The sequence below is a fragment of the Arthrobacter sp. P1_B11 genome (genome assembly GCF_056406715.1).
Genome location: NZ_JBFTZQ010000037.1, coordinates 15,571 through 40,373, shown reverse-complemented (window position 1 = coordinate 40,373; position 24,803 = coordinate 15,571). Strand labels below are relative to the sequence as shown.

The following is a 24,803-nucleotide window of genomic DNA, read 5'->3' as shown; positions in this document are numbered from 1 at the left end:
AACCGGGGTTCGCGGACCGGAATTGGAAGAAGCGGCCGGTCTCCCGGTCCGCTGAGTCGAGCCTACGAACATGACGGCAGCCCGCACCACAGCCGGTTCCTATATGTGGATAACCTGCCCGTCGTCCTGGCTGCCGCGGTCCTGCCCATCGTTATGGCTGCCCAGGTCCTCGCTGGCTCCGTCCCCGCGGTGGCCGTCCTCCGAGTCATCCCGGAGCGGGAGGCTGACCGCCAGGGTTGCGCCGCCGCCGTCGGTGGTTTCCACCCGCACAGAGCCGCCGTGCGAACCGATGATGGCCGCCACGATGGCAAGGCCAAGGCCGCTGCCGCCGGTTTCCCGCGTGCGTGAGGTGTCTGACCGGTAGAAGCGCTCGAAGACCTTCGGCGCTTCGCTTTCAGGAATACCGGGTCCGTGGTCCCGGACTTCGAGGACAGACAGCGGCGCACCGTCCTCGTCATTTCGCACACCCACGGCAAGCTCTATCGGCGTTCCCTCGGGCGTGTACCGCAGTGCATTTCCCACCAGGTTGCCCACCACCTGACGCAGCTTCAACTCGTCGCCGAGCACGGGTGCCGGCGCGGCGTTTCCACCGTCGAGCCCGGTCAGGGTGATCGTGCGGTCCCGGTCGCTCGCCTGCGTGTCCACCACGGCATCGTGGGCGATGAGCTGCAGGTCAACGGGCTTCTCCTGCAGGGGCCGCTGCTCGTCCAGCCGGGCAAGCAGGAGCAGGTCCTCCACCATGGAGCCCATCCGTTTGGCTTCGCTCTCGATCCTGCCCATGGCAGTCGACACGTCCTCGTCAGTTTGCAGCGCCCCGTGCCGGTAGAGCTCGGAATAGCCCCTGATGGTCACCAGCGGAGTGCGCAGCTCATGGGAAGCATCCGCCGCGAAGCGCCGCATCCGGTCCTCGGATGCCATCCGGGCGGCAAAGGCGGCCTCGATGTGGGCCAGCATGGCATTCAGCGAACGTCCGAGGCGGCCCACCTCCGTGGCCGGATTACCCACGGCCACACGGCGCGACAAGTCACCGGCCGCGATCGCGGCGGCAGTTTTCTCCACCCGGGCGAGTGGCCTGAACGACCTGGTTACCATCCAGGACGCGATGAAGAAGGCGAGGATCAGGGTCAACAGGCCAACGCCCACCACAACCAGCGTGGCATGGCGCAGCACTTCGTCCACCGGCGAAAGCGGCAGCCCCACAACCACCACTGCCCTCTGCTGGTTGCTGTCCAGGATGCTGACGGCGACCACCCGCCAGTTTGCACCGTCCGTACCGCGGACCTGGTACGGCTTGAACCCCCGCAGCCGGGCCTCATCAATTGTGATGTGGTCGATGTCCGGGCGCTCCTGAGTCTTTCCATCGAGGTTGCGCCCCGCGGCTCCCGGATAATAGACCGTGACCGTGTAATCGGTGGGGATCACCGGGTTGGGCACAATGAGCTGGCTGAAGGACCGCTGCTGCTCGGCGGACTCGACGGCGGCCCGGAGCTTGTCGTCCACCTGCCCCTCAAGAAAGCTGCGCAACAACGTCAGTGTGCCGACTCCGGTCACGGCGAGTGCCACCAGCATGAGAGCCATCATGATGGCCACCAGCTGGGACCGGAGGGTGGCGGACTTCCAACGTTCGAGCAAGATCAGCGCTTTTCTGCTGTCCGGAGCACGTACCCCACACCCCGCTTGGTCTGGATGAGGGCCGGGGCTTCGGGATCGATGTCCACCTTGCGGCGCAGGTACGAGATGTAGGACTCCACGATCGAGGCATCGCCGTTGAAGTCGTATTCCCAGACGTGGTCCAGGATCTGTGCCTTGGAGAGCACCCGGTTCGGATTGAGCATCAGGTACCGCAAAAGCTTGAACTCGGTGGGGGACAGCTCAATCACCGTCCCGCCGCGGCGCACCTCGTGGGCGTCGTCGTCGAGCTCGAGGTCGTCCACGCGGATGACAGCTTCGTCGTCGTCGAGCATCGGCTGGGTGCGGCGGAGCACTGCACGGATCCGGGCCACCACTTCGTCGAGGCTGAACGGCTTGGTGACGTAGTCGTCACCGCCCACCGTGAGTCCGGTGACTTTGTCCTCGGTGTCGTCTTTGGCGGTGAGGAACAGGACCGGGAAGTGTTTGCCCGCGGCACGGAGCCGGCGCGTCACGGTGAACCCGTCCATATCCGGAAGCATCACATCGAGCACCGCAAGGTCGGGGGTATGGGCTTCTGCTGCGGCCAGGGCGTCGCGCCCGTTGCCCGCAGACACCACCTCAAACCCTGCGAAGCGCAGCGACGTGGACAGCAGCTCGCGGATGTTCGGTTCATCATCGACCACGAGGAGCTTTGCTTCGGCACCGTTCTTTTTCATATCTCCCATGATGCTCCCAGAAACTGGGAGTTTTCTGAATGAAAGTTGTGTGTTGGTTGTGGCTAGCCCACCGCGCCCGCGTCCTTCGCGTCCATGATCCGGTAGGCATAGCCCTGTTCGGCCAGGAACCGCTGGCGTTTGGCGGCGAAGTCCTGGTCCAGGGTGTCCCTGGCCACCAGCGAATAGAAACGCGCCGCCCTGCCGTCCTGCTTGGGGCGCAGCAGCCGGCCGAGCCGCTGGGCCTCCTCCTGCCGCGACCCGAAGGAACCGGAGACCTGGATGGCCACTGACGCCTCCGGGAGATCGATGGAAAAGTTGGCCACCTTGGAGACCACGAGCGTCTGGACGTCGCCCGCGCGGAAAGCCGCGAAGAGCTTCTGGCGCTCCTTGACGGATGTCTCGCCCTTGATGACCGGAGCGCCCAGGCGCTCGCCGAGCTCATCCAGCTGGTCGATGTACTGGCCGATCACCAGCACCTGCTCGCCGCGGTGCTTTTCCACCAGCTGCTCCGCCACCTGGGTCTTCGTTTCGGACGTGGCGCACAGCCGGTACTTGTCCGCGTCGTCGGCCATGGCGTAGGCGACGCGTTCATCGCGGGGGAGGTCCACGCGGACCTCGACGCAGTCCGCCGGGGCAATATAGCCCTGGGCCTCGATGTCCTTCCACGGCGCGTCATAGCGCTTGGGGCCGATGAGGCTGAACACCTCGCCTTCACGGCCGTCCTCACGCACCAGCGTGGCAGTCAGCCCCAGCCGGCGGCGGGCCTGGAGGTCCGCCGTCATCCGGAAGATCGGTGCTGGGAGCAGATGGACTTCGTCGTAAATGATCAGACCCCAGTCGTGGCCGTCCACAAGCTCCAGATGCGGATAGAGGCCGCCGCGTTTCGTCGTCAGCACCTGGTACGTGGCGATCGTGACTGGCCGGACTTCCTTGACCGCCCCCGAATACTCGCCTATTTCATCTTCCGTGAGCGAGGTCCGCTTGAGGAGTTCGTCCTTCCACTGCCTCGCGGAGACGGTGTTGGTGACGAGGATGAGGGTGGTGGTGGAGCTCGTGGCCATCGCCGCGGCGCCCACCAGGGTTTTGCCGGCACCGCAGGGGAGCACCACAACACCGCTGCCGCCGGCCCAGAAGTTCTCCGCCGCCAGTTGCTGGTACGGCCGCAGCTTCCAGCCGGACTCGTTGAGCATGATGGGGTGGGGCGTGCCGTCGACGTACCCCGCCAGGTCCTCCGCCGGCCAGCCGATCTTAAGCAGGAGCTGTTTCAGCTGGCCGCGCTGCGAGGAGTGGACGACTACGGTCTCGCCGTCAATGCGCGGACCCAGCAGCGGCTGGATCTTCTTGGCCCGGCTGACCTCCTCGAGCACCGGGTAGTCGCTGGTGCGCATCACCAGCCCGTGTTGCGGATCCTTCTCAAGCCGGAGCCGGCCGTAGCGGGACATGGTTTCTTCGATGTCGATCAGGAGCGAGTGCGGCACTGGGAAGCGGGAGTACTTGAGCAGGGTGTCCAGCACCTTCTCGGCATCCAGCCCCGCAGCCCGTGCGTTCCAAAGCCCCAGCGGGGTCAGCCGGTAGCTGTGCATGTGCTCCGGCGCGCGCTCCAGCTCGGCAAAGGCCGCGATGGCGTGCCTGGCCTCGGTGGCCTGCTCGTGATCCACTTCGAGGAGGATGGTTTTGTCGCTTTGGACAATCAGCGGGCCGTCATTCATGCGGCGAAAACCTTCACTGGTGCATTTCCTCTGTAGCTTCGATGTCGATGATCCGGTGGATGGACAGCACTCGCTCGGTGTCCTTGGCAGGGTCGAAAACCCGGACCCGTCCGCCGGTTACAGACACCGGAACAACCGTTTCCAGCTTGGCATTCCCCAGGCTGTCCACCACGTTCATGGTCACGCGCTGCTTGAGTCGGATGGCCTTCCGCAGTGTTTCCAGTCCCAGCTGCGTTGCTTCCTCTCCGCCGTTGAGGGCCGCACTGGAATGGTGGCCGTTGGAGCCTGCCACGGCCGCGCGGCTGCGGAGCACCGCCAGCTGCGCCGCAATGTCGGCGTCCGGCGGCGCCGTCCGCGGCGCGCTGTACACCGGACGGGCGCCTGCGCCCGCAACCGGTGTGGTGCGGTTAAACCGGACGACGGCGGATTCCGGCTCTTCGACGGCGGGCGACAGTCCCAGCCCGCGCAACACCAAAGCGGTCTGCCGGGGCGATGCATGCGACACCAGGACCGTGGGGGCGATCCGGACCAGGTTCAGGGAGGCCGCCGCGGCTTCACCGGCCAGCTCCAAAAGGGCCGCTTCGTCGTCGCTCTGGATGAAGCTGGCGGCGGCGCCAACCCGCAGTTTGCCGTGCCGCTGGGCGGTATCCTCCACGAGGTACTCCAGCGGCTGCGGTACAGCGGTGGCCGAATGCCGGCGGAGAAATTCCAGGATGGCCGCGGCATCCTGCCCCGAGTCCAGGGCCCGCCGGATGGACTGCACCGAGAAGCGGTAGATGGTGGCCGGGCCCTGTCCCTCGGCATCTGCCATCCGCTGCAGCTGTTCGCTCAATTCGGGCGTCAGATACCCGGGAGCGACGGCGGTCAGGTCGGCCTGCAGCAGGACGTGGTTGAGCGCGGCAGGCAGGTGTTCGCCGAGGATGTCCATGGCGTCGTCCGGCGCGTCGGCTGCGATGGCGGCTCCCAGCTGGCTGAGGGCACCGGAACCGACCAGCCCGAGCATCTCCGCCTCTGCCAGGACTCCCCGGATCAGCGAGCTGAAGCGCCGCGCCATGCGGGGCTGGGACCATTCGGCGCGCTGCAGCACGGCATCGGCGTTAAGGACGGGAGCGGTGCCATCGGGCGCTTCGGCCTCGAGCGTCAGCTCCTGCAGTATTTCCAGGATTCGTTTGCGGACAACGGGCGCGTCGGACCGCTGCGCCTCAGCGGACAGTGCGTTGACTACGGTTCCAGTGGGCGTCCGGTGGTTTGGCGGGCCGGCCGGCGGGCCGCTGGTGGGCTGCCCCACCAGGGACGGAGCCCTTTCGCTGGCCAGCCACGCGTTGACAAGCCATAGCCACTGTTCCTGCCGGGGGAGGCTCAGCCATTCCAGCTGGGGCGGCTGCACCCAGCAGGAGCTGTCCACGTCCAGCCGGACCAGCCCCGACAGCGCACAGAACTCCAGCAGCACGGCGGCAATATGCTGGTCCACCCGCAACGAGTCGGCAAGCCTGCGCATTTCGCGGATGCCCACTCCGCCGCTCCGCAGCGTGGCCAGCGGCTGTTCCCTGATCGCGTGGAGCAGCTCTCCGGTAAGCCGCAGGGTTTCGGCGATCGCTCCCAGTGCGGCGTTTCGGCGTAGGGACCCAGTGGTTGTTCCCAGCGTCGGCCGGGGGGGAGTCAGCGAAAAATCATCAATCACCGCGCCGCCGCGGAGCGACATGCCGACGCTGTGCGGAAGTTCCACGTGCGCGGCATCCAGCGGCACCAGCAGACCCCGGGCCAGCAGCCAGTCAACAGGCCCGACGTCGGGACCCTCAGCGGTGACGGACGCTTTCCGCTGCGCCTGGGGGACGGCACCCATGGCCCAGTTGCTGAACCGGGCGAGCAACGCCGTCGTGCGTTCCGGTGCCTCGGCGAGGATGGCACGCAGGGCCTCCGGGGAGGATGTCCAGTGCTGCAGCGCCAGCGCGGCCTCCATCGGTGTGGTTGCCGGCTGGATTTCGGCGCCGCTGCGGTGCAGTTCGGCCACCAGATGGACCACGCGCTGGGCGAAGGCGGGCTGCAGCCGGACCAGCTCGGTGTAACTGCGGCCCAGCCCGGCCGGATAGATTCCAACCACGTCCTTCAGGCTGCCCACCGGCAGGTAGAACCGTTGCCGGTGCGCGGAGGGGCCGGCGCTGTGAGGGGGCTCGGCCCGGTGGACCAGGGCCAACTCCTGGAGCGAGAGCAGGATCCGCTCAACGGCGGCCACCGTTGAGCCGGCGATCAGTTTCCTGACGCCCGTGGCCGAGGCGCTGTGCCCGGTATCGGTGTTCGTGCACAGATGAAGGGTCTCCAGCACCTGCATCTGTGGCCGGTTCAGGCGCTCCAGCGCCCGCTGCACGCTGACCCGTGCGCTCGCGCGTGCTGCCAGGGCCGCAAAATCCGGAACACCGGGCGAAATCAAATCCGGCCGCGCAGCGAAAAGAGCCCGCAGCGACTCGTCGCTGCGTGCCTCCAGTTCCTTGCTTAGCGCACGAATAAGGGACATCAGTCCAACGTTACCGCCCGCCGCCGTTTCCTGCCCGGCGGCGGGCGGTAACTCCGTCGATCACCAGGACGAACATCAGGACGAAGGCCACCGGAAGTCCGTAAAGGGCGGCGGAAGTTATCCAGGGAGGGGCCGGCTGGCCGCCAAACGCCAACGCCATCACCATTCCCACGGCGGCCACGGAAAGCACTGCCAGGACCGCTGCGGCGATCATCAGGGGACGCCGGAAACGCGTGGGTATCATGCACGTAACGCTAACAGTCCGGCCGCGGCCGCGCCTCAAAGCAGGAATCCCAAGCCAGTCAGGATAACCTTGAGGCAACAGACCAACATGGACCAGGCAGTCACACCCTGAACCCGCACATCCGTGCGGATGCGCTGATGGCCGGACATGTCTTATATAACGCCAGAACGAAGAAGGTTGATTACGTGCCTACCGGCAAAGTCAAGTGGTATGACAAGGACAAGGGATTCGGATTCCTCGCAGGCGAGGACGGGCAGGAAGTGTTCCTGCCCAAGTCGGCGCTTCCCGAGGGCGTCACCGAACTGAAGGCCGGCACCCGTGTGGAGTTCGGCGTGGCCGACGGCCGCAAGGGCGCCCAGGCCCTCGGCCTGCGCGTCCTGGACAAGACGCCGTCCATCGCCAAGGCCAAGCGCCCCAGCGCCAGGGATCTCGCGCCGCTCGTTCAGGACCTCGTCACAGTGCTGGATAACCTGTCCGGAACCCTTTCTGCGGGCAAATACCCGGAGGGCAACAAGGGCAAGGCCATCGCGGCCGCCCTGCGCAAGGTTGCCGACGAGCTGGACGCTTAGGCATCCACATGAACCCGGAACCTGAACAGGGCGAATCCAAGGTGGAGCCAAAGGCGCCCAAGCGTCGCGCCGGCGTCCCCGCATGGCGCACCGGTAAGCCGGATGCCGTGCTGGCCGCTGCCGTGGACCTTGCACGGACCGCCATCGAAGGCATCGCGAAGGCATCCGAAATCGGCGAACACCTGGCGGCGCGCACCGAGGGCGACCGCCTTGTGACGCATCTCTTCGAGTCGCGGCTGCCCGGGTACCTCGGCTGGCAGTGGTATGCCGTGCTGACGCGGAACTCGCGGTCAAAGGTGATCACAGTGAATGAGCTGGGCTTGTTGCCCTCCGAGGATTCAATCCTGGCCCCGGAATGGGTTCCGTGGGCCGAGCGGGTACGTCCCGAGGACGCCCGCGAGGACGAGGCATCTGAAGAGGGCGCGCCCCAGGACGAGACTGCCCGCGAGGCGGATTCCGCGGACGGCCCTGCCGCATCTCCGGAGGATGAACCTGCCGAGGCTAACGGTGGGAATTCTGCGGAGGCTTCCGAGGCCGACCCGGACGACGCACCCACAGACGCCGAAGCCGGCTACGACGCCGAGAGCCGCGGACGGGGCTGATCGCACAGTTGGGATCATCCGGGACTGAGTACTCCGAAGGCAGGCAATGATGTCCACCTTCAGATCCCTGCATATCCTCAACTACCGCATCTGGTTCGTCGGCGCCCTCGTCTCCAACATCGGGACCTGGATGCAGCGGACCGCCCAGGACTGGCTCGTCTTTGACCATCTGACAGCCCATGACGCCGGCGCGATGGGTGTAACCATGGCGCTCCAGCTTGGTCCCCAGCTGTTCCTGGCGCCCGTGGCAGGGCTCGTCGCCGACCGGTACAACCGCAAGCAGCTGCTGGTCGTGACCCAGTCCGTCATGGCCTTGCTAAGTGCCGGCCTCGGCATCCTGGTGGTGCTGGGGGCGGCACAGCTCTGGCACGTCTACGCGTTCGCGCTCATGCTGGGAATGGTCTCCGCGCTGGACGCGCCCGTCCGCCAGACGTTCGTGTCCGAGCTGGTCAGGGACGACCTCCTGCCGAACGCCGTTGCATTGAACAGCGCCTCGTTCAATGCAGCCCGCATGATTGGCCCGGCCGTTGCCGGCATCCTGACAGTGGCGGTGGGGCCTGGATGGGTGTTCCTGATCAACACCTTCACCTTCCTTGCGCTGCTGGCCAGCCTGGCAAAAATCCCGACGGCGTCGCTCAGGTCCCTGCCCCGCGCCGGGGCCGGCAAAGGCCGGATCCGCGAGGGGCTGCGCTACGTGCGTTTCCGTCCTGACATCGTGGTGGTCCTGGTGGCCATCTTCATCGTGGGAACGCTGGGACTCAACTTCGTCCTGTTCATCGCTGCGATGGTTGGCACCGAATTCGGCCTGGACGCCAGCGCCTTCGGCCTCATGAACTCCATCATGGCCATCGGCTCGGTGGCAGGTGCCCTGCTGTCCGCCCGGCGCAGCAGGCCCAGGCTACGCATCATCTTCGGTGCTGCCGCCGCCTTCGGGGTCACGTCCGGGCTCGCCGCCCTCGCCCCGAGCTACTTCTGGTTCGGAGTTGCGCTGGTGCCCGTCGGGCTTTTCGCCCTGACCATGCTCACCAGCGCGAATGGCTATGTGCAGACCACCACGGACCCTGTGATGAGGGGACGCGTCATGGCCCTGTACATGGCGATCTTCATGGGCGGCACCCCCATCGGCGCACCGCTGGTGGGCTGGGTGGCCAACGTCGCCGGGGCCCGCTGGTCGCTGGCGGTGGCGGCGGCCTCCGGCCTGCTGGCGGCCGCGATCGGACTGGTGTGGATCATCCGCACCAGAATGCTGCGGATCCGTGTGAGCCGGCAGCCCCGCGGGCTGCCACAGATCCGGCTCGTCTCGCTGAACCAGGCCGGTCGCCCGACAGCCCGGACCGGCACTCAGACCGGTGAAGGTGGCGGAACGGCGGACGGCGCCGCCCGGGATACAAGCCCGGACGACGCCGTAGAACGCTGACGCTGTAAGCGTCACCGCGGTCTGGGGAGACTACTTCTTCAGTTCGCCCACCACGTAGTCGATGCATTCCAGCAGTGCGGAGACGTCAGCGGGCTCGATTGCCACGAAGGTGGCGATGCGGAGCTGGTTGCGTCCCAGCTTGCGGTAGGGCTCGGTGTCCACGATGCCGTTGGCGCGCAGCACCTTGGCGATGGCCGCGGCGTCGATGGAGTCGTCGAAATCGATCGTGGCGATGACGTTGGAACGCTCGGCGGCGTTGGCCACGAAGGGCGTGGCGACATCGGAAGCCTCGGCCCACTTGTAGATGCGGCTCGCGGAGTCCGCCGTCCGGCCGGCCGCGAAGTCGAGGCCGCCGCTGGCGTTGAGCCACTGCACCTGGGCATCGAGCGTCACCAGGGTGGCCAGCGCCGGGGTGTTGTACGTCTGGTTCAGCTTGGAGTTGTCAATCGCGGTCTGCAGGTCCAGGAAGTCCGGGATCCACCGGCCGCTGGCCTTGATCCGGGCGGCGCGCTCGAGGGCCGCCGGGGAGAAGAGGCCAAGCCACAGGCCGCCGTCGGAAGCGAAGTTCTTCTGCGGTGCGAAGTAGTACACATCGGTCTCGGCGACGTCCACGTCCAGCCCGCCTGCGGCGGAGGTCGCGTCCACCAGCACGAGGGCATCGGCGTCTGCCCCGTCCACGCGCTTGACCGGAGCCGCAACGCCTGTGGACGTCTCGTTCTGCGGCCACGCGTAGACGTCAACTCCCGCCTCGGCCTTCGGCGCCGGGCACGTTCCGGGCTCGGATTTGATGATGGAGGATTCGGAAAGGAACGGCGCCTTGTTGGTGGCGGAAGCGAACTTGGAACCGAACTCGCCGAAGGACAGGTGCTGGGCCTTCTGGTCCACCAGGCCGAAGCTCGCGACATCCCAGAACGCCGTCGAACCGCCCACGCCCAGAACCACTTCGTAGCCGTCGGGAGCGCGGAAGAAGGTGCTGAGGCCCTCGCGGACAGATCCCACCAGGTTCTTCACGGGCGCCTGGCGGTGGGATGTGCCGAGGATCGTTGTGGCGGCTGCGGAAAGCGCCTCGATCTGCTCGGGCCTGACCTTGGAGGGCCCGGCGCCGAACCGTCCGTCCTTGGGCAGGAGGTTTGCTGGGATAGTGATGCTGGTGTCGCTCACAGTGGCTCCAATTTTCGGCATGGACATGCAGTTCGGCGGGGACAAGAGGTGGCCGGCGGGCAGTCATGTCTGCCATGAAGGCCCCTTTTATTCTGCCCGAAGCCCGGAAATCCCGGGAAACGCTGCCGTCATAGTCCGGTCATTGAAACCGGTCGCCCGCTTCGTCCGAATTATCCGGAGTAATTCAAAATAGGCTAAGCTTTCACTGGACGTACGGGCGGAGAGCCGGTGTTGCTCCGTCGTCGAATTGCGGCCGCGGCAGCTTGACGCCGGGCCGCTGTGCGGTGGGCCCGCGGTACGGTGGGACGGACACAAGTACTGTGCTCGAGGAGCTGAGCTGAATGACGGATCTGATCGATACCACGGAGATGTATCTTCGGACCATTTTGGAGCTTGAAGAAGAGAACATCGTGGCGCTGCGAGCCCGCATCGCCGAACGCCTCCGCCATTCGGGCCCTACCGTCTCCCAGACCGTCGGCAGGATGGAACGGGACGGGCTCGTGGTAGTGTCCGGCGACCGTCACCTGGAGCTGACAGAAACAGGCCGCAAACGGGCCACGGAGGTCATGCGCAAGCACCGCCTGGCCGAGCGGCTGCTCGCCGACGTCATCGGCCTCGACTGGGCCTACGTCCACGACGAGGCCTGCCGGTGGGAGCACGTGATGAGCGAACGCGTGGAGCGCAGGATCTTTGAAATGCTTGGCCACCCCACCGAATCGCCCTACGGCAACCCGATTCCTGGGCTGGCTGCGCTCGGCGGCGAGCCTTCGCTGGCCTTCACCGACGGCGTGATGAACCTGCTGGACGCCATGCCCGGCTACGGTCCGGATTCGCGCGTTACCGTCAGCCGGCTGGCAGAACCCATCCAGGTGGAGCCGGAGCTGCTGGTCCAGCTCGATGAAGGCGGGATCCGCCCCGGTGCCGCCGTTTCCCTCGAACGCGTGGGGGAGTACATCTCGGTCCGTGTGCCGGGGATCGAAGGCGCCCTCGAACTGCCGCCGGAAGTCGCCGCCCACGTGTTTGTCCGTGTCAGCTGACGTGCTGGCCCGTGATTTGTCTGACATCAGGTGGCAGGATGCCCTACGACTTTTGCACAGCTTAGATAACGGAATTATTACTGCCCACTTTAATCACTTATAGTTAAACAGCAGCGCCGATACTAAAGCGTTACCTGATCTGGAGCCGAACTCTGCCAGCGGATCAGTCGCACGAGTCACCTTCTGGCAGAGGCGGGGGAACCACAACCGGCCGTTGAAAAACGGCCTTGGGGTGAAGTCCGCAGCAGCAAGCCACTTTCCGCAGATGGAATCTCCCGGGATACCCCTGTGCCGAAACGCTTGTCACGGCGGACCGGGTCGATGATCTCTCTGACCCGAATCCGACAGCTAACTTCGCAGGCTATCCAGAGAGGAACACTTCTTGACCATGCAGAATGCCCGGGGCCGCCGCCGCGCGGCCGGCCCCGCTGCGGAGCCGCGCGCCGCCGAAGTCTTCGCAGGGGAGCGTCCGCGGGATGCGCAGCGCGAAGCACGGAGGCACCGCAGTCCGTTCCGCCAGGTCACCGACTTCGCAGCCGCAAGCGGAGTGGGCCAGAAGGCCGGAGTCGCACTAGCTGCCACAGGCCTCCTGCTGACAGTCACGGTTCCTGCAACCAGTCCGGTCATGGCCACCGCTGACCAGGGCGGGGCCGCGGCGCTGTCCTCCCGTGTCCAGCCGCAGGTGTCCGCTGAGGCGGCCGCAAAGATCGACTTCAGCCGAACGTCCGTCTCCACCCAGGGTGACCCGGACAGCAAGCTCAAGCAGCTCCTCAGTGCACAGTCGGCCGGCAGCATCACCCGCGCCGCCTCGGCGGGCAGCCTTGGTGCGCCCCTGACCACCATGGTCAAATCGTCTCCGTTCGGATACCGCGTCAGCCCGATCACCGGGGGCTCCGGGGAATTTCACCGGGGCCAGGACTTTGCCGCCGAGTGCGGAACCCAGGTGTTCGCCGCGGCCAGCGGCACGGTCACCTTCGCCGGTTGGCACCCCTACGGGGGCGGCAACAGGGTTGTGATCAACCACGGCAACGGCCTCGAGACCACGTATAACCACCTGTCCTCTTCGAGTGTCCGCGTCGGCCAGAAGGTCAACCGCGGTGACGTAATCGCTCTCAGCGGGACCACCGGCGCCTCGACGGGCTGCCACCTCCACTTCGAGGTGATGGTCAACGGAGAAGTCGTTGACCCTCTGGGCTGGCTTTAAGTAAAACCGATGGAGAACTCTCGCATTCTTGTGACATGCCGTGACCTGAATGTGACATTCGCTCCGAACTGCTGTACCGTCTAAACCGCGTCAACTTTTCCGAAGTTGACGCCTTTGAGTGGATTGCCTAACTCTGCCACCGCTCAAGGTCCGTTCGCATGACATCGTCTGGCAGGGGCGGGGGAACCAATTTTGGTCTTCGCAAGAAGGCCTTGGGGTTAAGTCGCAAAGCTTCCCAGGAAGCGGCGCGGCCGGGTGACTCCCATCCGAATCCGACAGCTCACCTCGTAGGCATTGGGAGAGGCTACCTTCGTGTCTTCACGCCACAATTCTGCGCGCCACCGTGCGCAAACGGTTCGTACGAACCCGTTGGACTCAGTGTCCAAGGCAGTAAGCGCCAATGCCGGCACAGTAGGTCGCCAGGCAGCTGTTATCGCAGCTGCTTCAGGGCTCATCCTGAGCATTGGCATGCCGGCTAACGCAGCCGACACCAACATCGGTGTTTCCGCCTCCACGGAGTCCGGATCCCAGGCCACGCAGCTTGCTGTGACCGCCGCACCAACCGCAACTGTCTCCTTCGAGCGTCCTGCCGTCACCACCGAGGCAGCGCCGGTCATCGAGACTCTGGCCGCGCAGTCCAGCGACGACGCGGCCAATGGTGCGACTGATACTGCCGAAACCGTTACTGCCAAGGCGAGCAAGCTGGTGGATGCCGCAGGCTCCGCCGCCGCAACGTCAGGGCTGGCGGCCATTGCCTACACCGGTATCGGCCACCCGTACGTCTGGGGTGGCACCACTCCTAACGGCTGGGACTGCTCCGGCTTCACCCAGTGGGTTTACGCGCAGGCAGGCATCAGCATTCCCCGCGTCAACGCCTGGACTGCAATGAAGCCCACCTCGACACCCGCTCCGGGCGACCTGGTCATGCAGAACGGCGGCGCCCACGTGGGCATCTACGTTGGCAACGGCATGATGATCAGCGCCCTGAACCCTTCGGATGGAACGATCCTGCACGCTGCGTCCGCCACGGGCACGTCCTCCTTCTTCACCCTTCGCTAAAAATCCCGTTCGGGACGCGCCGGCTTACCCCCAAGATGCCGGCGCGTCGCTAAGCCACGTCCTGCTACCGCGGTCCGTGGAACACGAAAGAGAGAAACTTATGACTACACGTGCGACCATTGCACGCCACCGCGCCGAGGTCACCAAGACCAACTCGCTGGCTGTCATCGCCAAGGCTGTCGGCGACAACGCCGGTGGCATGGGCCGCCAGGCCGCAGTTATCGCTGCCGCGTCCGGCCTGGTCCTGACCAGCGGTATCGCTGCAAACGCTGCCGAGACCAACGTTCAGCGTGAATCGGTTCCTGTTTCCGCCCTGGAAGTGCAGTCCGTTGCTCCGGCAACCATTTCCGCTGCGTCCAGCATCGCCATCTCCTACGAGAAGCCGGCTGTTTCCACCACGGCCGCTCCCGTCGTCGAGGCACCCAAGCCCGTCGTTCAGGTGCAGGAAGCTGCTCCCGCCGTCGAGGCTGCTCCGGCAGTAAAGACCGCCGCTGCCGTTGAGGCTGCTCCGGCCGCTCCTGCCGCCGCCAAGACCGCTTCCGGAAGCGGCATGGGCGCTTCGATCGCCGCTGCTGCTTACGCGCAGCTGGGTGTTTCACAGGACTGCACCGCGCTGGCGACCAACTCCCTGGCCGCCGTGGGCATCAACTACCACGGCTGGCCGGCAGGCTACCTGTCCCTCGGCCGCACCGTCAGCGCTGCTGAAGCCCAGCCGGGCGACCTTGCCTACTACGAAAACGGCGGCATGGGCATGGCCCACATCGCTGTCTACGTCGGCAACGGCCAGGCTGTCCACGGCGGCTGGAACGGCGGAACCACCGCACTGTTCAGCGTAAACGTCGGCTCCGGCCCGGTCTTCATCCGCGTCGGCGGCTAAGACTACCAAGGCTTAGAAAGGGACCCCTGCCACTGCGGCAGGGGTCCTTTTGCATGCCCGTAGGCCCGGTTGCCATGCCGACACGGCGTCAGAGTGCATTCCGTCGATTCGCCGATCCGCCCCTTGAGTGTTTACTCTTGTGGTGTCGATCCATAGCCCGGACATGCAGAGGGCAGCCGGCCCTCGCGCCTCTGCCGGGTGCGGCCGTGAAGAGGTATGTGCATGCGCACTCTCGTTCTGAATGCTGGATATGAACCGCTGGCGGTTGTGACCTTCCGCCGGGCGCTGGTCCTTGTGCTCACTGGAAAAGCTAGCGTGGTGGCCGAAGGCGACGATCCTGTCGTCGGGCCGCAGGACATCATGGGCCGCCCGTCCGTGATCCTCCTTAACCGCTACATCCGGCCGCGCTACAACATGATCACCGCCGTCAGCCGGCGTGGCGTCCTTCGCAGGGACGGGCACCGGTGTGCCTACTGCGGCAAGGCAGCCCACACCATTGACCATGTCCAGCCAAAATCGCGGGGCGGTGCCGATTCATGGGAGAACCTCGTGGCGGCCTGCCTCCGCTGTAATAACGTCAAGGGAGACCACACGCCTGCTGAAATGGGCTGGAAGCTGCGGTTCGCCCCGGCGCCGCCCGTAGGCACCATCTGGCAGATCAAGGAACTGGAGAAGCCCACGCCGGCGTGGGATCCGTTCCTGCTTCCGGAGACCGCCGCGTAACCTGCCCGGCACTACGCTGGGGATGTGGAATTCGACGCAATAATCCTTGCCGGCGGCCGCTCCTCGCGGCTTGGCGGCTCGCCCAAGTCCGAGCTGACATACGACGGCGAGAGCCTCCTTAGCCGGTCCATCGCGGCTGCCCGTGGTGCCCGCCGGATTGTGGTGGTGGGGCCGGACACGAACCTTCCGTCCGGCGTGCTGAACTGCCGCGAGGATCCGCCCTTCGCCGGGCCTGCTGCGGCGATCGCCGCAGGCCTGGACCGGCTGCAGCGGCCGGACCCGGCACCGGACGCTGGAACCGCCGGAAGACTGGAAGGCACAGAGACACAGGCCGCAACACTGACCCTGGTCCTCGCGTGTGACATGCCGCGCGCGCAAGATGCCGTCCATGCTCTTCTGGACGCTCTCCGGGCTGCGGCCCCCGGAGATGCCGCGCGTGCCTCCCAGGGAAAAGATGGCGTCATGGCCGCATCCGGAGACGGACGCCGCCAGCCGCTGGCCGGCTTTTACAGCACGGCTGCGCTAAAACGCGCCGTGGACGATGCAGCCGCACGGAACACCCTGGATCACGGGTCAGTTTTCGCTCTCCTTGCTAGGCTTGACGTACAGGCTGTCACCGTCCCCGCCGGCTCCACAGATGATGTGGATACCTGGGATGATGCCGCCGCATTAGGAGTCGAAGGGCAGGGACGATGAGCCCGGCCCGGAACGTCGCAGCCGCAGTTTGAGTTTGGAGGCAGGCATGAAAAGCCAGGACGAAACGCTTGAGGAGTGGTGCCGGCTGCTGCTTCGGGCCTTCGAGCTCGAAGACGTGCAGGTGGATGTCAATGAAGTGCTGTCGCTTGCCGGAGTGGCCGCCCACTCGGTGGTGCGGCCAGCGGCGCCGCTGACCACATTCATAGCCGGGTTTGCTGCGGGTCTTGCGTCCGGTTCGGGCCAGGCCCCGGATTCCACCTCCATGAAAGCGGCAATGGACGTCGCCCGTTCCGTCACAAGGGTGTACGCGGCCGAAGAGCAAGGGGAGGACTCCGTCTCACCGGCGGTGGGCACCTCCACAGACGTTCCGGCTCCCAGCGGGACACCGGGGGAATGACCGCCGCCCCCGGACATCCAACTGCCGATGCCATGGAGCCGGCCGCCGCCCCCGCCGAGGACAGYGCCGCCGCCGGAAACGTAACTCCCTCCCGGGGGACTTCCGGGACTGGAACCCTGTCCCCGGACAATTCCGCCGAAAGCGGTGCCGAGGCCAAGGACGCCGCCCCCGGGAAACACCTGGCGCACACCTGGGAGGAAGCGCGGCAGGCCGCCTTTGATTGCGCCGCCCCGATCCCGGCTGCCCCGGTTCCCCTCCGTGAGGCACTGGGCCGGACACTGGCTGCCGACATCACGGCGCTGCAGGACATGCCCCATTACGCGTCCTCGGCCATGGACGGATGGGCCGTCAACGGCACCGGTCCCTGGATCCTTGCCGAACCCGGGCTTCGGCTGGCCCCGCACCAGGCCAGCGTCATCGTGACCGGCGGACTCCTTCCGCCCGGAGCCAAGGCTGTGCTGCGCAGTGAAAGCGGCGTCATATCCACGGATGACGAGGGTCTGCCCGTGCTGGCGGCGGGCGGAACCGCCCGTCCCGGGGAACCCCGGAACGGGCAGCACATCCGCAAGGCAGGGGAGGAAGCCACAGCCGACGAGGTGCTGGTCAAAGCCGGCATCCTGCTGAATCCCGCCCATCTGGCACTTGCCGCCCTCGCCGGCTACGACGACGTGCCGGTCTTGGGAAAACCCGTGGTGAAGCTGCTGCTGACGGGCTCCGAGGTGGTGGATCACGGCATCCCTGAACCGGGAAAGGTGCGCGACACCTTTGGCCCGCAACTGGCTTCAGTGGTGGGGATGCTGGGCGGCATCTGCGCCGCTCAGGTAAGAATTGGCGACAGTTACAGCGAATGGCTGGAGGCACTGGAGGACGAGGGTCCAGGTGCCGAGCCGGACGGCCTCCCCGGCGAGGCATCAGGGGCAGGCCTTCCCCCCGACGTCGTCATCACCACCGGAGGCACCGGGAAATCCGGAACCGACCACTTCAGGCGGGCGGTGGCTGAACTCGGCGGCCGGCTCGTGATCGACGGGGTGGCCATGCGTCCGGGCCACCCCGCTGTCCTGGCCGAGCTTCCGGACGGGCGCTTCGTGCTGGGGCTGCCCGGAAACCCGCTCGCTGCCATGATGGCGCTGTCTACGGTAGGGGCGCCGCTTCTCGCGGCCCTGGGCCACGGAGCCATTCCGCCTGTGCAGGAAGTGCCGTGTGGAGCGATGATCGATCCCGACCCCGGCCGGACCCGGCTCATGCCGTTCCGGCTCCTTTACGGCATGGCCTCGCCTGCGCCGCACACCGGCCCTGGCATGATGCGGGGCCTGGCCTCAGCGGACGGCGTCATGGTGGTTCCGCCCCACGGCGTGCAGTTGGGCGAGGCCGTCCCTGCGTTCGCGCTGCCATGGGGCCCAGCCATCCCTCAGCCCACGTCGGCCGGTTCCAAGCCTAAAACCCCGCCGCGCAAGACCGGAAACCGGTCCTCGGCCAAGCCGCCGGCGATTAGCGGCCCCGTGGACTGGAGCGCGCTCCTGGACTGAATTCCAAGCAGAACGGACGGCGTTGGTATCCCTGACCTTGACTTGCAATGATGGAGGCATGAACAGGCTGGCATACGGGGTGACCCGATGGGACGCGTGACGCAACGGCGCAAGATCCACCGGTACGTCCTGGACGGCTCGCCGGCTTCCCTCGAATTTCCGGTGCGGCACCGTGAGGATGTCCTGGCAGTGGAGGAACCGCTGGAGATCCGGCTCGGCAGTCTTTCCTTCTCCGTGACGATGCGGACGCCGGGGGACGACTTCGACCTCGTGGCAGGGTTCCTGGTGTCCGAGGGCGTCATCTGGAGCCCTGAGCAGCTGATCTCGCTGAGGTTCTGTGCCGGCGAGGATGAAAACGGCGTCCAGACCTTCAACGTGGTGGAAGCCCAGCTCCGGCCGGATGTGGTGCTGCCGGACACTGGACGCCATGTGTACACGTCCAGTTCCTGCGGGATCTGCGGGACCGACTCAATCGAGTCGGTCCGGAAGTCCTCGCACTTCAGCGCCGCTGAGGACCAGCTGACGGTCCCGGTAGGAACCCTCGCCTCCCTTCCGGACCTGCTGAGGAAAGCGCAGACGGTATTTGACGCCACCGGCGGAGTCCACGCGGCAGGTCTTTTCAGTGTCGACGACGACGGCGGTGCCAGGCTGCTGTGCCTGCGCGAGGACGTGGGCCGGCACAACGCAGTGGACAAGGTCGTCGGATGGGCGTTGCGCGAGCGTCGCCTGCCACTGTCCGGAACGGTGCTCCAGGTATCCGGCCGTGCGTCCTTTGAGCTCGTGCAAAAAGCTGCCCTGGCGGGCATTCCGGTACTGGCCGCGGTCAGCGCCCCCTCCAGCCTTGCCGTCGAGCTCGCGGAGTCCAGCGGGGTGACCCTAGCCGGTTTCAGCCGGGGGAGCAGCCTTAACGTCTATGCCGGTGCCGAGCGGATTTCCCTGCCTGCGCCGCTGCCGCGGTAGTGGGTGCGGACCCTTGGTTATTTCCCTCTGACGCAGTAGATTTTATCCATCGAATGGACGCGATCCGCTCTTTCACGGCAGCGAACCTGCCCGGACATCAGCTGCGTGACGCCCAGGCCCGCGAGGAAGCCGGCACAGGACGCACCGGCTTAAAGCATTAAAGAGGAATACATTGCACGACGACCGCCGGATCACGGAAGTCCGCCTCGACCGCTTCCTGCGGGAGCGGATCACCCCCGCGATCTACTCGCGAAGTGTACCCCTGGCACTCAGCAGTTGGGACGTTCCGGATGAACCCGTCCCTGTGACGCAGGCCCTGCGCCAGGACTTCGTGCCACAGGAACACGGTGCCGCCTGGGGCCGCCCCTGGGGCACCAAATGGCTGCGGCTCCAAGGCGAGGTTCCCGACTCCTGGGGCACGGCACCAGAGACCGAGGTGGAGATGGTGGTGGACCTGGGGTTCACTACCGAGATCCCCGGATTCCAGTGCGAAGGAACCGCCTGGCGTCCTGACGGCAGCATCATTAAGGCAATTTCTCCACGCAACCAGTACGTTCCGCTCAAGCTCCTGGGCAGCGGGATGGCTGTGGACTTCTACGTGGAGGCAGCTGCCAACCCGGACGTGGCCCAGGGCTGGAGCTTCGCGGCCACGCCCTACGGGGACAAGGCCACCGCCGGGACGCGGCCACAGTACCGCCTGGGCAGCATTGCCATAGCCGAGCTGAACCGGCCCGTATGGGAGCTGCAACAGGACATCTGGACGCTCAGGGGCCTTATGCACGAACTGCCCATGGAGCTGCCCCGGCGGCACGAGATCCTCCGCGCGCTCGAGCGCATGCTGGACATCATGGATCCGGACGACGTCGCCGGAACCGCATCGGCAGGCCGGGCCGCACTCGCCGAAGTGTTGGCGAGGCCCGCCTACGCCTCCGCCCACCAGTTGCTCGCCACGGGCCATGCCCACATCGACTCCGCCTGGCTGTGGCCGGTCAGGGAGACCATCAGGAAATGTGCCCGGACGTTTTCGAACGTGGTTGCCCTCATGGATGATGATCCCGACTTCGTGTTCTCCTGCTCCTCAGCACAGCAACTGGCGTGGATCAAGGAGTTCTATCCAGAGCTGTTCGGTCGGATCCGGGAGAAGGTGAAGTCCGGCCAGTTCGTTCCCGTGGGCGGCATGTGGGTGGAATCCGACACCAACATGCCCGGCGGTGAGGCCATGGCCCGGCAGTTCCTCGAAGGTAAGAGCTTCTTCCTGGACGAGTTCGGCATCGAATGTCAGGAGGCCTGGCTTCCTGACTCCTTCGGCTACTCCGCGGCCCTGCCGCAGATCGTCAAGGCCGCCGGCAGCCAGTGGTTCCTGACGCAGAAGATCTCCTGGAACCAGATCAACCGGATGCCGCACCACACGTTTAACTGGGAGGGGATCGACGGCACCAGGCTGTTCACGCATTTCCCGCCCGTGGACACGTACAACTCGGAGCTCAGCGGCCGGGACCTCGCCCACGCCGAACGCAACTACCGGGACCATGGCCACGGCACCATCTCGCTGGTTCCCTTCGGCTACGGCGACGGCGGAGGCGGACCCACCCGGGAAATGCTTGCCGCCGCCCACCGCACCGAGGACCTGGAGGGCTCGCCCAAGGTCCGGATCGGAACGGCGCGGAGCTTCTTCGAGCAGGCCCAGGCCGAGTACACGGCGCTGCCGGTCTGGGTGGGCGAGATGTACCTGGAACTCCACCGCGGCACCTACACCAGCCAGGCCCGTACCAAACAGGGCAACCGGCGCAGCGAGCACCTGCTCCGCGAAGCGGAATTGTGGTGCGCCACTGCCGCGGTCCGCACCGGTGGCTCCTTTGCGTATCCTGCGGCTGAGCTGAAGCGGCTGTGGCGGCTGGTGCTCCTTCAGCAGTTCCACGACATCCTGCCCGGCAGCTCCATCGCCTGGGTGCACCAGGACGCCGAACGGAATTACGCCGCCGTGGCCAGGGGACTCGAGGCGGTCATCGCCAAGGCTGCGGCAGCTGCGCTGGGGGAGGGCAGCGAGGAGTTCCTACTCAACGCGAGCCCCCATGAGCGCAACGGGGTGCCGGCGCTCGCGGCCGCGCTGCCGGTTCAGCTGGGCACGCCCGTTCGGACTGCCGCCCGGGACGGCGGCTTCGTGCTGGACAACGGGATCATCAGCGCCGTGCTGGACGCCAACGGCCTGCTGACTTCGCTGCGGGACCACGCCAGCGGCAGGGAAGCCATCGCCCCGGGCCAGTTCGGCAACCACCTGGAGCTGCACCGCGACACCCCCAACGAATGGGACGCCTGGGACATCGACGAGTTCTACCGGCGGAATGTCACGTCACTGACCGACGCGGCCTCGGTGACGCTGGAGCAGCAAGGCGGGGACGCCGTCGTCGTCATTGAGCGCCTCACCGGAGCCTCGCGCATCACGCAGCGCATCACCCTGTCGCCCGGCGCCGGCGCGCTGGGCATTTCCACCGACGTGGACTGGCAGGAACGCGAGAAGCTGCTCAAGCTGGGCTTTCCCCTGGACCTCCGCGCGGACCGTTCAGCCGCCGAGACCCAGTTCGGGCACGTTTTCCGGCCCACCCACGTGAACACGTCCTGGGAGGCGGCGAAGTTCGAGATCTGCGCCCAGCGCTGGATCCACGTCGCCGAGCCCGGCTATGGCGTGGCCATCGCCAATGCCTCCACGTATGGGCACGATGTGGCCAGGAGCATCAGGGACGACGACGACGGCGGCACCACCACCACCGTCCGGCTCTCGCTGCTGCGCGCGGCCAAGTTCCCGGACCCCAATGCCGACCGGGGCCGGCATGTGCTGGACGTCTGGATCCGGCCCGGCGCAGGTATCGCCGAGGCCGTCGAGGAAGGATACCGCGCCAACCTAGCCCCTCGGAGAATGACGGGCGGCCATGCCGTTGAGCCACTGGTCACCGTGGACAACAGGGCACTGGTCGTTGAAGCGGTGAAGCTGGCGGAGGACGGCTCGGGAGATGTCATCGTTCGCCTTTACGAGTCGCTGGGTGAACGCTCCGCCGGACGGCTCACCGCCAACTTTCCGGCCAAAAGCGTCCGCGCCGTGGATCTGCTCGAGCGGGAAGTCGACGCACCAGGGGTGGTGGCCGGCAGGGAATCCGCGGAACTCACGCTGCGTCCGTTCCAGCTGGTCACGCTCAGGTTCGCCCGTTGACCCGGTAGCGGGGCGGCGCCGGCGGCGGTCACAAACGGGTCAGAATTCGTGGAGCAGGCGCCGCACGAACTGCCGGGTGCGGTCCTGGCGCGGCGCCCGCAGCACCTCTGCCGCCGGGCCCCGCTCCACCACCACTCCGCCGTCCATGAAGATGACTTCGTCGGCCACCTGACGGGCGAAGGCCAGCTCGTGCGTGACGATCACCATGGTCCAGCCCTCCTCGGCCAACTCCTGGATGACGCCCAAGACTTCGCCCACCAGTTCCGGGTCCAGGGCCGAGGTGGGTTCGTCGAACAGCAGAAGCTGGGGCTTCAGGGCCAGGGCACGCACAATGCCCACGCGCTGCTGCTGCCCGCCGGACAGCTCGAACGGGTAGGCATCACGCTTGTCAGCCAGCCCTACGCGGGCCAGCAGTTTCTCCGCCTCGGCGACGGCTTCCGCCCTCTTCCGCTTCTGCACCTGGACGGGGCCCTCAATGACATTCTGCAGCACCGTCATGTGCGGAAAGAGGTTGTAGTGCTGGAAGACCATGGCGCTGCGGTCGCGGAGGTCCGAGATGTCCTTCTTGGCAACCTTGGCGGAGAAGTCGAGCGCGAGGTCCGTGCCGGTGGCGGTGTCCGCGAAGGTGACGGTGCCGGCGTCGGGCGTTTCCAGTCCGTTCAGCGAACGGAGCACAGTGGTTTTGCCGGAACCCGAGGGCCCGATGAGGGCCACCACGTTGCCGCGGCGGACATCGAGGTCGATGTCCCGGAGCACCACGTTGCTGCCGAAGGCCTTGGCCAGGTTGCGGACCGACAGCACCGGTTTTGGCTGGGGCGCGCCTGCGCGGGCGGGCTGGCTAGTGGGCGACATAGCGGTCCAATCTCTTTTCGAGGGCGGACTGGCCGGTGGACAGCGCCAGGCAGATGACCCAGTAGACCAGTGCGGCCTCAAGGTACAGCGCCATGAACTCCTGGCTGAACGCAGCGATCTGCTGGGCATTCCGGAAGAGCTCAGTGACGAGGATCAGCGAGGCCAGCGAGGTGTCCTTGACCAGGGAGATGAAAGTGTTGGACAGCGGCGGCACGGACACCCTGGCTGCCTGGGGCAGGATGATGCGGCGCAATGCCTGCGCCCGTGACATGCCGATGGTGTGCCCGGCTTCCCACTGCCCCTTGGGGACCGAGAGGATGGCCGCCCGGATCACCTCGGCCGCATAGCCGCCCACGTTGAGTGAAAAGGCGATGATGGCGCTGGGCCAGGGATCGAGCTTTACGCCGAGGCTGGGCAGGCCGTAGAAGATCACGAAAAGCTGGACCAACAGCGGCGTCCCGCGGATCACCGAGACATAGAACCTCGCCGCCCCTGACGCCACCGGGTTCCGGCTGAGCCGCATGAGCGCTACAAGCAGAGCAAGGGCCAGGCCGAAGGCAAAGGAGGCCAGGGTCAGCGGGATGGTCCCGGTGATGGCCCCGGTGACAATCGGGCCGAAGGAGCTCCAGACAAGGTCCCAGTTAAACGGCATCTACTTGGTGACGTCCGCGCCGAAGTACTTCTCCGAGATCTTGGTCAGTGTGCCGTCGGCCCGGAGATCGGCAAGCGCCTTGTCCACGGCGGCGGTGAGTTCGGTGGATCCCTTGCGGAACGCGAAGGCGCTCTCCGACTTTTCCTTGGTTTCGGCGGCGATCTTCAGTCCGGCGTCCGGGTTGGTCTTGGCGTAGTCAAGGTAGGTGAGTTTGTCGTTGACGATCGCGTCCACCCGGCCCTGGCGGACCAGCGTCACGCCCTGGGCCCAGCCCTCCACGGACTGGACGTTGGCGCCGGCATCGACGGCCAGCTTGTAGAAGTTGCTGGTCAGCGACTGTGCGGTGGTCTTGCCCTTAAGGCTGTCGAAACCCGTGATGCTGTTGTTGTCCGCCTTGGTCACGATCACACCCGTGGAGACTGTGTACGGTGTGGAGAAGTCATACTTTGCCTTGCGCTCGGCATTGATGGAGATCTCGTTCGCGATGGTGTCGAAGCGCTTGGCATCAAGGCCGGCGAAGATGCCATCGAACTGGGTCTCCTCGAACTTTGCCTTCACACCCAGTTTCCCGGCGACCGCCTTGGCGATTTCGACGTCGAACCCGGTGAGCTCGCCTGCGCCCTCGGCGTGGAAGCTGAAGGGCTTGTAGGTGCCCTCGGTGGCAATGACGATCTCACCCTTGGACTTCACGTCACTCAGCGACGAATCCGAACTGCTGCTTGCTGCCGGCGCCTGTGAGCCGCCGCAGCCGGACAGCGCGAGCGCGAGAGTTGCGAGCGTGGCTGCGATTGCACTGCGGCGGGTGTGGAGGCGGTTCATGGCGGTTCCTTCTTCTTGCTGGCTGCGTAGGGCTTTGTCACGGCGGCCGGAGCCGGTCACACGCGACACTACCCCCCACAACGCACTTGGAAAGTTGTTTTATTTCGCCATCTTACGGGGGACAGCTACAGCCCTTAAACAGGCTGAGTGGGGGCGGTCCCCAACGTCCCGCCACCACTCATCCCCCCAATGTGCGCTCCGGCAGGCGCCACGGCCCCGTCTTCACGGAAGGCT

At 66.2% G+C, this 24,803-nt stretch carries 22 protein-coding genes and 2 riboswitches; of the genes, 13 read left to right on the top strand and 9 right to left on the bottom strand.

The window, feature by feature from the left end; genetic code table 11:
- Positions 1–99: 99 nt before the first annotated feature.
- From AC1D14_RS20690 to AC1D14_RS20670, 5 genes are all read right to left on the bottom strand, one after another.
- The gene (locus tag AC1D14_RS20690; RefSeq protein ID WP_230117923.1) at positions 100–1,632 is read right to left on the bottom strand and encodes a sensor histidine kinase; all 1,533 of its coding nucleotides are present in this window, start codon (positions 1,630–1,632) and stop codon (positions 100–102) included.
- Between the two features lie 2 nt (positions 1,633–1,634).
- Positions 1,635–2,348: a response regulator transcription factor gene (locus AC1D14_RS20685; RefSeq protein ID WP_230117991.1), complete on the bottom strand. Its 714-nt coding sequence runs from the start codon at positions 2,346–2,348 to the stop codon at positions 1,635–1,637.
- Positions 2,349–2,410: 62 nt separating this feature from the next.
- Positions 2,411–4,057: a DNA repair helicase XPB gene (locus tag AC1D14_RS20680; RefSeq protein WP_230117924.1), complete on the bottom strand. Its 1,647-nt coding sequence runs from the start codon at positions 4,055–4,057 to the stop codon at positions 2,411–2,413.
- 13 nt (positions 4,058–4,070) lie between these two features.
- Positions 4,071–6,569, bottom strand: a complete 2,499-nt coding sequence (locus AC1D14_RS20675) for a helicase-associated domain-containing protein (protein ID WP_230117925.1) — start codon at positions 6,567–6,569, stop codon at positions 4,071–4,073.
- A 10-nt stretch (positions 6,570–6,579) separates the two neighbouring features.
- The gene (locus AC1D14_RS20670; protein WP_476877282.1) at positions 6,580–6,813 is read right to left on the bottom strand and encodes a hypothetical protein; all 234 of its coding nucleotides are present in this window, start codon (positions 6,811–6,813) and stop codon (positions 6,580–6,582) included.
- Positions 6,814–6,998: 185 nt separating this feature from the next.
- Between AC1D14_RS20670 and AC1D14_RS20665 the strand changes: the two genes are divergently transcribed.
- The 3 genes from AC1D14_RS20665 to AC1D14_RS20655 are packed head-to-tail and all read left to right on the top strand — an operon-like array spanning position 6,999 to position 9,401.
- Entirely contained in the window at positions 6,999–7,382 is a 384-nt protein-coding gene (locus AC1D14_RS20665; protein WP_230117927.1) for a cold-shock protein, read from the top strand.
- Between the two features lie 8 nt (positions 7,383–7,390).
- Positions 7,391–7,984, top strand: coding sequence for a DUF3027 domain-containing protein (locus AC1D14_RS20660; RefSeq protein WP_230117928.1), 594 nt, complete (start codon positions 7,391–7,393; stop codon positions 7,982–7,984).
- A gap of 49 nt (positions 7,985–8,033) precedes the next feature.
- On the top strand, positions 8,034–9,401 hold the full coding sequence (locus AC1D14_RS20655; protein ID WP_230117929.1) for an MFS transporter: 1,368 nt from the start codon (positions 8,034–8,036) through the stop codon (positions 9,399–9,401).
- 30 nt (positions 9,402–9,431) lie between these two features.
- On the opposite strand, the gene serC is transcribed toward AC1D14_RS20655, so the two are convergent.
- Entirely contained in the window at positions 9,432–10,562 is a 1,131-nt protein-coding gene (serC, locus tag AC1D14_RS20650) for a phosphoserine transaminase (protein ID WP_230117930.1), read from the bottom strand.
- A 341-nt stretch (positions 10,563–10,903) separates the two neighbouring features.
- On the opposite strand from serC, the gene AC1D14_RS20645 reads away from it, so the two are divergent.
- The 10 genes from AC1D14_RS20645 (at position 10,904) to AC1D14_RS20600 (ending at position 22,246) form a co-directional block, all read left to right on the top strand.
- Positions 10,904–11,599, top strand: a complete 696-nt coding sequence (locus AC1D14_RS20645) for an iron-dependent transcriptional repressor DtxR (RefSeq protein WP_230117931.1) — start codon at positions 10,904–10,906, stop codon at positions 11,597–11,599.
- Between the two features lie 133 nt (positions 11,600–11,732).
- Positions 11,733–11,977: riboswitch (cyclic di-AMP (ydaO/yuaA leader) on the top strand.
- Positions 11,978–11,981: 4 nt separating this feature from the next.
- Positions 11,982–12,803 (top strand): M23 family metallopeptidase, encoded by an 822-nt coding sequence (locus tag AC1D14_RS20640; RefSeq protein ID WP_230117932.1) that lies wholly within the window; start codon positions 11,982–11,984, stop codon positions 12,801–12,803.
- 149 nt (positions 12,804–12,952) lie between these two features.
- Positions 12,953–13,111: riboswitch (cyclic di-AMP (ydaO/yuaA leader) on the top strand.
- 160 nt (positions 13,112–13,271) lie between these two features.
- Positions 13,272–13,862, top strand: coding sequence for a C40 family peptidase (locus AC1D14_RS20635; RefSeq protein ID WP_476969106.1), 591 nt, complete (start codon positions 13,272–13,274; stop codon positions 13,860–13,862).
- A 100-nt stretch (positions 13,863–13,962) separates the two neighbouring features.
- Entirely contained in the window at positions 13,963–14,739 is a 777-nt protein-coding gene (locus tag AC1D14_RS20630) for an NlpC/P60 family protein (protein WP_230117934.1), read from the top strand.
- Between the two features lie 222 nt (positions 14,740–14,961).
- Positions 14,962–15,462, top strand: coding sequence for an HNH endonuclease (locus AC1D14_RS20625; protein ID WP_230117935.1), 501 nt, complete (start codon positions 14,962–14,964; stop codon positions 15,460–15,462).
- A 24-nt stretch (positions 15,463–15,486) separates the two neighbouring features.
- Positions 15,487–16,158 carry a molybdenum cofactor guanylyltransferase gene (gene mobA, locus AC1D14_RS20620; protein WP_230117936.1) on the top strand — a complete coding sequence of 224 codons (672 nt, stop codon included), beginning with the start codon at positions 15,487–15,489 and terminating at the stop codon, positions 16,156–16,158.
- A gap of 46 nt (positions 16,159–16,204) precedes the next feature.
- Positions 16,205–16,555, top strand: a complete 351-nt coding sequence (locus AC1D14_RS20615) for a DUF6457 domain-containing protein (protein ID WP_230117937.1) — start codon at positions 16,205–16,207, stop codon at positions 16,553–16,555.
- Positions 16,552–18,081 (top strand): molybdopterin molybdotransferase MoeA, encoded by a 1,530-nt coding sequence (locus AC1D14_RS20610; protein ID WP_230117938.1) that lies wholly within the window; start codon positions 16,552–16,554, stop codon positions 18,079–18,081. Before AC1D14_RS20615 ends, AC1D14_RS20610 begins: the two co-directional genes overlap by 4 nt.
- Positions 18,082–18,168: 87 nt before the next feature.
- Entirely contained in the window at positions 18,169–19,041 is an 873-nt protein-coding gene (gene fdhD / locus AC1D14_RS20605) for a formate dehydrogenase accessory sulfurtransferase FdhD (protein ID WP_230117939.1), read from the top strand.
- Between the two features lie 172 nt (positions 19,042–19,213).
- A complete protein-coding gene (locus tag AC1D14_RS20600) occupies positions 19,214–22,246 on the top strand; it encodes an alpha-mannosidase (protein ID WP_230117940.1) in 3,033 nt (1,010 codons plus the stop codon).
- Between the two features lie 39 nt (positions 22,247–22,285).
- Here AC1D14_RS20600 and AC1D14_RS20595 read toward each other — a convergent pair whose 3' ends face one another.
- Genes AC1D14_RS20595 through AC1D14_RS20585 form a run of 3 tightly spaced genes read right to left on the bottom strand, consistent with a single transcriptional unit; the run spans position 22,286 to position 24,569 of the window.
- Positions 22,286–23,098, bottom strand: coding sequence for an amino acid ABC transporter ATP-binding protein (locus AC1D14_RS20595; protein WP_290369728.1), 813 nt, complete (start codon positions 23,096–23,098; stop codon positions 22,286–22,288).
- Entirely contained in the window at positions 23,085–23,750 is a 666-nt protein-coding gene (locus AC1D14_RS20590) for an amino acid ABC transporter permease (protein WP_230117941.1), read from the bottom strand. Before AC1D14_RS20590 ends, AC1D14_RS20595 begins: the two co-directional genes overlap by 14 nt.
- A complete protein-coding gene (locus tag AC1D14_RS20585) occupies positions 23,751–24,569 on the bottom strand; it encodes an amino acid ABC transporter substrate-binding protein (RefSeq protein WP_230117942.1) in 819 nt (272 codons plus the stop codon).
- Between the last annotated feature and the right edge of the window lie 234 nt (positions 24,570–24,803).